4 protein-coding genes and 2 pseudogenes are annotated in these 7,466 nt (G+C 74.0%); 2 read left to right on the top strand and 4 right to left on the bottom strand.

Annotated elements, in window-relative coordinates; translation table 11 throughout:
* Window positions 1–12: 12 nt before the first annotated feature.
* Entirely contained in the window at window positions 13–1,590 is a 1,578-nt protein-coding gene (gene hutH, locus AOK16_RS20675) for a histidine ammonia-lyase (protein ID WP_055473686.1), read from the bottom strand.
* Window positions 1,591–1,755: 165 nt separating this feature from the next.
* Here hutH and asnB point away from each other — a divergent pair, with 165 nt between their 5' ends.
* Window positions 1,756–3,609 carry an asparagine synthase (glutamine-hydrolyzing) gene (asnB, locus tag AOK16_RS20670; protein ID WP_055473685.1) on the top strand — a complete coding sequence of 618 codons (1,854 nt, stop codon included), beginning with the start codon at window positions 1,756–1,758 and terminating at the stop codon, window positions 3,607–3,609.
* Between the two features lie 256 nt (window positions 3,610–3,865).
* On the opposite strand, the gene AOK16_RS20665 is transcribed toward asnB, so the two are convergent.
* From AOK16_RS20665 to AOK16_RS20655, 3 genes and pseudogenes are all read right to left on the bottom strand, one after another.
* Complete coding sequence (locus AOK16_RS20665) at window positions 3,866–4,981, bottom strand: GGDEF domain-containing protein (protein ID WP_055473687.1); 1,116 nt, start codon at window positions 4,979–4,981, stop codon at window positions 3,866–3,868.
* Between the two features lie 522 nt (window positions 4,982–5,503).
* Window positions 5,504–6,301 carry an enoyl-CoA hydratase/isomerase family protein gene (locus tag AOK16_RS20660; RefSeq protein ID WP_055473684.1) on the bottom strand — a complete coding sequence of 266 codons (798 nt, stop codon included), beginning with the start codon at window positions 6,299–6,301 and terminating at the stop codon, window positions 5,504–5,506.
* Window positions 6,302–6,605: 304 nt separating this feature from the next.
* Window positions 6,606–7,304, bottom strand: a pseudogene (locus tag AOK16_RS20655) (adenylate/guanylate cyclase domain-containing protein); the annotation flags it as partial.
* 2 nt (window positions 7,305–7,306) lie between these two features.
* On the opposite strand from AOK16_RS20655, the pseudogene AOK16_RS28595 reads away from it, so the two are divergent.
* A pseudogene (locus AOK16_RS28595) lies at window positions 7,307–7,466 on the top strand (adenylate/guanylate cyclase domain-containing protein); the annotation flags it as partial.

Below are 7,466 nucleotides of genomic sequence, written 5' to 3'. Positions count from 1 at the left end.
TCCCCGCCCCCGTCAGGCCAGTCGGCCCGTCACCGACTCCGCGGCCCGCACCAGCCTGCCCGAGCGGACGAAGCCCTCCGCCGCCGCGAGATCCGGCGCCAGGAAGCGGTCGGTGCCCGCGCCCTCAACTCCCGCCTCACGCACGGCCGCCAGCACGGCCTGAGTCGCGGGAGCGGGGGCCAGGCCCGGGGTGAACCCGGCGCCCGGACCGCCCTCGGCGAGCCTTTCCCGCAGCTCGACCGCGCGGGTCGCGGCGACCAGTTCCACGGCGATGATCCGGCCGAGGTTGTCGACGGCGTGCCGCAGCTTGCGCGCCGCGGACCAGCCCATCGAGACGTGGTCCTCCTGCATGGCGGAGGAGGGGATCGAGTCGACCGAGGCCGGTACGGCCAGCCGCTTCATCTCGCTGACCAGGGCGGCCTGGGTGTACTGGGCGATCATCAGGCCCGAGTCCACGCCGGGGTCGCCGGCCAGGAAGGGCGGCAGGCCGTGCGAGCGGTTCTTGTCGAGCAGCCGGTCGGTGCGGCGCTCGGCGATGGAGCCGAGGTCGGCGGCGGCCACGGCGAGGAAGTCCAGGACGTAGGCGACCGGCGCACCGTGGAAGTTGCCGTTGGACTCCACCCGTCCGTCCGGCAGCACCACCGGATTGTCGACGGCGGCGGCCAACTCCCGCTCCGCGACCAGGCGCGCGTGGTCGAGGGTGTCCCGGCCCGCGCCGGCGACCTGCGGGGCGCAGCGCACGGAATAGGCGTCCTGGACTCGCGGCTCGTCGTCCTGGTGGTGCCCGGTGAGGCCCGAACCGGCCAGCACCTTGAGCATGTTGGCGGCGCTCGCGGCCTGGCCCGGGTGCGGGCGGATGGCGTGCAGCTCGGGCGCGAGGACCTTGTCGGTGCCGAGCAGCGCCTCCAGGGAGAGGGCGGCGGTGATGTCTGCGGAGGTGAACAGCCGGGCGAGGTCCGCACAGGCCATGACGAGCATGCCGAGCATCCCGTCGGTGCCGTTGAGCAGCGCGAGGCCCTCCTTCTCGCGGAGGACGACGGGCTCGATGCCGTGGGCGTCGAGGAGTTCGCCCGCAGGGCGAACCACGCCGTCGGGGCCCTCCGCCTCGCCCTCGCCCATGAGGGCCAGGGCGCAGTGCGAGAGGGGCGCGAGGTCGCCGGAGCAGCCCAGAGAGCCGTACTCGTGGACGACGGGCGTGATGCCCGCGTTGAGGATGGCAGCCATGGTCTGGGCGACCAGCGGGCGGACGCCCGTGCGGCCGGAGCAGACGGTCTTCAGCCGGAGGAACATCAGCGCGCGCACGACCTCGCGCTCGACACGGGGGCCCATACCGGCGGCGTGCGAGCGGACGATGTTGCGCTGCAGCTGGGTGCGCAGCTCCGGGCTGATGTGGCGGACGGCCAGCGCGCCGAAGCCGGTCGAGACACCATAGACCGGTTCCGGCTTGGCGGCGAGGGCGTCGACGACCTCGCGGGACGCGGCAAGGGCCGCCAGAGCCTCGTCCGACAGCTCGATCCGGGCCTCGCCCCGGGCCACGGCGATGACGTCCTCGGCCGCGATCCCGGACGTCCCCACCACCACAGAGTGCATATCCATATTCAGGCACCCTAGAGAGTGAAACCCCGAATGTCACCAGGCGTTGGCCTGATTGTGCCGTTGCCCTAGGCAATGAATGTAAGATGCATCTATCTAGTCGCCCGCCCGCCCCGACCGAGCCGCGGGAGGCGGGGCGAGCGACGGAAGGAGGACCGGCTTATGTGCGGCATCACCGGTTGGGTCGCGTACGACAGGGACCTGGAGGGCGAGCGCGGAACACTCGCCGCGATGACCGAGACCATGGCGTGCCGGGGCCCGGACGCCGAGGGGGTGTGGCTGGACGGCCACGTCGGGCTCGGCCACCGGCGGCTCGCGGTCATCGACATCGAGGGCGGCCGGCAGCCGATGGCGGTCGAGCGCGACGGCCGCACCCTGCTGGTCACCACCTACAGCGGGGAGGTCTACAACTACCGCGAGCTGCGGGCCGAGTTGGAAGGGCTCGGCCACCGGTTCCGGACCAGCAGCGACACCGAGGTGGTGCTGCACGCGTACCTGGAGTGGGGCGAGGGGTTCACCAGCCGCCTCAACGGCATGTACGCCTTCGCGCTGTGGGATCCGCGCGAGCAGGAACTGCTGCTGGTGCGCGACCGGTTGGGGATCAAGCCGCTCTACTACCACCCGACGCCGGACGGGGTGCTCTTCGGCTCGGAACCGAAGGCGATCCTCGCCCACCCGTCGGTGAAGGCCGTGGTGGACGCGGAGGGGCTGGCCGAGCTGATCTCCTTCACCAAGACGCCGGGCCACGCGGTCTACCGGGGCATGCGGGAGGTCGTACCGGGCACGGTCGTGCGGGTGCGCCGGCAGGGCCTGACCGTGAAGCGCTACTGGGCGCTGGAGGCGCGCGAGCACACCGACGACACGGCCACGACGGTGGCCCATGTGCGGGAGCTGCTGGACGACATCGTCTCCCGGCAGCTCATCGCGGACGTGCCGCTGTGCACGCTGCTGTCCGGGGGCCTGGACTCCTCGGCGATCACGGCGCTCGCCCACCACGGCCTGGCCGCGGGCGGCGCGGGGCCGGTGCGGTCCTTCGCGGTGGACTTCGTCGGCCAGACCGAGAACTTCACGGCGGATGCCCTGCGGTCCACGCCCGACGGTCCGTACGCGCACGCGCTGGCCGAGTACGTCGGGGCGGACCATACCGACATCGTGCTCGACACCGCGCAGTTGATGGACCCGGCCCACCGGGACGCCGTTCTGGCCGCGCGCGACCTGCCCGTGGGGCTCGGTGAGGGGGACACCTCCCTCTACCTGCTGTTCCGGGCCATCCGGGAGCACTCGACGGTGGCGCTGTCGGGAGAGTCGGCGGACGAGGTCTTCGGCGGGTACCGGTGGTTCCACGACGCGGCGTCGGTCGGGGCCGACACCTTCCCATGGCTGGCCTCCGAGATCGGCAGAGGCTTCGCGGGCGACCGGGGCGGCTCCCGCGAGGGGCTGCTGGCCCAGGGGCTGCTCGAGAAGATCGACCTGCCGGGCTACCGCGACGCCCGCTACCGCGAGGCGCTGGCCGAAGTGCCGCACCTGGAGGGCGAGAAGGGGCTGGAGCGGCGGATGCGGGAGGTGTGCCACCTGCACCTCACCCGCTTCGTGCAGCTCCTGCTGGACCGCAAGGACCGCGCGAGCATGGCGACGGGCCTGGAGGTGCGGGTGCCGTTCTGCGACCACCGGCTGGTCGAGTACGTCTTCAACACGCCCTGGTCGATGAAGACCTTCGACGGCCGCGAGAAGTCCCTGCTGCGGGCCGCCGTACGGGACGTCCTCCCGGACGTGGTCGCGGACCGGGTCAAGAGCCCGTACCCCAGCACCCAGGACCCGCGCTACGCGGCCGCGCTGCGCACCGAGCTGCGGTCGGTCCTCGCGGACCCGGCCTCCCCGGTCCGCGACCTGGTGGATACCCGGGCGGTCGAGCAGGCCGCGGCCTCGGCCACCGGTGACGAGCTGCGCAGCGGCAGCGAGTTGGTGCTGGCGCTGGACACCTGGCTGCGGAAGTACGAGGTGTCACTGGAGATCTGAGACCAGCCCGGAGGGAACCGCCGGAGGGGACTGTCGGAGCGAGCCGGCCCGAACGGAGCCAGGTCGAAGGGAGCCAGGTCGAGGACCGGGGAGGACGGGTCGCGGACCGGGAGGCCGGGTCGCAAGTGGAGCCCAGTCAGGGGTGGAACCGAATCGGAGGTGGAGCCCGGTCGCAGGTGGGGCCCAGTCGGAGGCGGGGCCCGGTCAGAGGCGGGGCCTGGTCGGAGGCGGGGCCCGGCTCAGGGCGAGAGGGGAGCTAGCCCGGTGGGGTGCCGCGGAAGCGGCGGCGGTCGGGGCCGCCCTCCGGCGGGGACTCGGCGAGGCGGACCACCGGGTCGTCGGGGCCCTCGCGACCGGCCACGACGGGCTTGTCGGAGCGGGCCGCCTTGGCGCGGTACTGGGCCGCGTCCGCCAGGCGGAACAGGCGGCGGGCGGAGCGTACGGGGCCGATCGGCTCGCCGGTCGAGGCGACTCCGCACGCCACGCCCTCGCCCAGCTCCAACTCGGCCGCCCGGCGGCAGAGTTCACCGGCAGCCTCCACCACGGCATCGGCCGGCGGGCCCACCGCGAGGAGGCAGAACTCGTCACCTCCGAGGCGGGCGACCAGGGTGTCCGGCAGCATCGCGCCGCACAGCGAGAGGACCGAGCCGAAGCGCTCCAGGAGGCGGTCGCCGACCGCGTGGCCGAGGGAGTCGTTGACCCGTTTGAGGCCGTTGAGGTCGCAGACGACCAGGCTGACGACGGTGCCGTCCGTGTCGTGGCGGTCCACGGCCTCGTCGAGCCGGATGTCCACCAGACGGCGGTTGGCGAGCCCGGTCAGCGGATCGGTGAAGGCCAGGCGGCGGGCCTCCTCCAGGCGCTCGGTCTGGGCGATCCCGGCCGCGATGACCGCCGCCAGTACGGTCGCGAAGTCGGCGTCGTCCCGGTCGAAGACCGGTTGCCCCATCGCCCGCGCCACATACAGCTCGCCCCAGGCCCGCCCGTGCAGCACGAGCGGCGCGACCACGCAGCAGCCGCGCCCGCGCCGCCGCAGGGCGGCCACCCGCTGGTGGCAGTAGGCCCCGGGCATCGCGCCGGGTGCCCGGCCCGCGCCGGGCCCGTCCAGTGTCTCGACCCAGGCGTCGGGCTCGCCGCCCCCGGCCCAGCGCTCGTGCAGGAACTCGGCGATCTCGGGGAACTCGTGCACCGGGTACGACTCGTCTTCGGGGAACCGCTCCTCCCCCTCGGCGAGTTCGCCGTCGTTGACCAGGACGCGCAGCCGTCCGCGCTCGCGCTCCCACGCCGAGACGGCGGCGAAGCTGCCGTCCAGGGCGCGCCGCGCGCCCACGGCGGCCGCGCGCACGGACTCGCGCGGAGTCTGCGCCGCCGCCATCGCCTGGGCCAGCCCCACCACGGCCCGCAGCCGCGCATCACCGCCGTCGCCCGCCACCGCCACCTCACGTCCCGTCACCGTGTGACACCTCGCACCCCAGCGTAGGAACATTTGGCGACGTTCGCCCTGTTCGAGCGCGTGATGGGGTCGAGGTGGGGTCAGCGGGGCGAGCGCGGCCGCATCCGCCCGCGTGCCGCTCCGGGGACACCGGCCTGGTAGCCCAAGGCCCGGCGCCGGACACCGGCCCGGAGGGTCCTGCACCCAGGAGTCCGGTACGGAGCCCCAGAGTCCGGTGCGGAAGTGCAGGAGTCCGGCCCTGAGCCCAGGAATCCGGCCCGGAGCGCAGAGGCCGCACGAAACTCAGGAGCCCGGCCCGGATCCCAAGAGCCAGCGCGGAGCGCAGAGGCCAGCCCGGACCCCGGAATCCGGCCCGGAGCCCAGGAGCCCAGCGCGGAGCGCAGAGCCCGGCGCCCGGGCCCGGCGCGGGCGCGGCGCCAAAGCTCCTATCTGTCCCCTTGTCGGCTACTCCCCCGGCCAGTCCGGGGTGCGCTTCTCGTTGAAGGCAGCGACGCCCTCGGCCCGGTCGCCGGAGAAGGCGACGCTCCGCCAGGCCGCGTCCTCCACCTCCAGACCGGCCCGCAGGTCGAGGCCGTGCCCGAGCCGCATCGCCCGCTTGGCGGCCCGCAGCCCGACGGGCGAGTTCGCCGCGATCCGCCCGGCCAGCGCCAGCGCCTCCCCGGTGTCCGCGCCCTCGTCCACCAGCACGTCCACCAGACCCAGCTCCCGCGCCTCCGCGGCCGCCACGCGCCGTGCGGAGAACACCAGCTCGGCGGCGCGTGCCACACCCACCCGGCGCGGCAGCAGCTGTGTACCGCCGCCGCCGGGGATCACGCCCACCGACACCTCCGGCAGCCCGACCACGGCCGTGCGGTCGGCCACGATCAGGTCGCAGGAGAGCGCGATCTCGAAGCCGCCGCCCAGGGCGAAGCCGTGCACGGCGGCAATGGTGGGCATGGGCAGCTCCAGCACGCCGGTGTAGGCGGCGCGGGTCACCGGCCGCTGCCGCAGCAGCTCGGCGTCGGTGAAGGAGTTGCGCTCCTTGAGGTCCGCTCCGACGCAGAAGGAGCGCTCGTGGGTGGAGGTCACCACGGCGACCCGCGCGGACCGGTCCGCGGACAGCGCCTGGCACGCCTCCGCGAGCGACCGCGCCATGGCGGTCGAGACGGCGTTCATGGCCTTGGGCCGGTCGAGCACCAGCTCCGCGACATGCGCGCCGTGCCTCCGCACGGCGACCCACTCCCCGTACCGCTGCTCGTCCATGTGCCACCCTCCCGGTTAACGGTCGTGAACCCGATGCCCGGCATCATCTCACCGGCCGCGGCGGGCCTCCCCGCGAGGGCGCAATCCCTGGGGCGGAGCTCAGCCGCCGCGTCCGCCCGGGCTCAGCCCCAAGGCGCGGGGCGCACCCCCAAAGGCGCGGGCCGCACCCCCCGAAGTCCGATCGCAGCCCCGAGGACTGGGGGCTCACCCCCTCGACGCCAGGGCCCAGCTCCAACACCCTGGCCCAGCTCCGGCACCCGGGCTCAGCGCCCAGGCCCAGCTCCAACGCCCGGGGCTCCGGGGCTCAGTTCCGCCTGCCCAGTAGCCACGGTTCGACCACCCCGAGGCCACGCACCGGGCGCTGCCACATCGGCTGGAGCGCGAAGCGGTACGAGGGCGGGGGCTCGGTCCCGGCCTCCCCCGAACCGGAGTCCGGGGCAGCGCCCTCCTCCCCGGAAACCGACCCCGCCGCCGCGGCCTTCTCCGCGGCCGCGGCCTCCGCCTCCGACTCCGGGGCGTCGCCGGACCGCATCAGCTCCTCCGCGAACGCCCCGTCCACCAGCACCGCGTCCTTCGGCGCTATCGACGTCAGCCGGCTCGCCAGGTTGACCGTGGTGCCGAAGACGTCGCCCATCCGCGTCGTCACCGTGCCGAAGGCCATGCCGACCCGCAGCTCGGGCATCGTCTCGTCGTTCGTCATCGTCTCGATGAGCCGCAGCCCGATCTCGCTCGCGACCCCGGCGTCGTCCGCGGCGTAGAGGACCTCGTCGCCCAGGGTCTTGATGAGCCGTCCGCCGTGCGCCGCGACGAGGTCGGCGGCGGTGGTCTCGAAGGCCTCGACCAGTTCGCCGAGTTCCTCCTCCTCCAGGCGGCGGGTCAGCCGCGTGAAGCCGACCAGGTCGGCGAAGCCGACGGCCAGCCGGCGGTCGACCATCTCCTCGTCGTCGCCCGCCTGCACCACGCGCCCGGTGGCGGCCGCCAGCTGACGCCGCCACACGTACACCCATCGAGACGATGACGAACGACGAGACGATGCCCGAGCTGCGGGTCGGCATGGCCTTCGGCACGGTGACGACGCGGATGGGCGACGTGTTCGGCAGCACGGTGAACCTGGGGAGCGGGCTGACGTCGATAGCGCCGAAGGACGCGGTGCTGGTGGACGGGG

The organism is Streptomyces pathocidini, from assembly GCF_001418495.1.
In the GTDB taxonomy this organism is placed as follows: Bacteria; Actinomycetota; Actinomycetes; order Streptomycetales; family Streptomycetaceae; genus Streptomyces; species Streptomyces pathocidini.
This window is presented reverse-complemented; position numbering and strand designations above follow the sequence as displayed.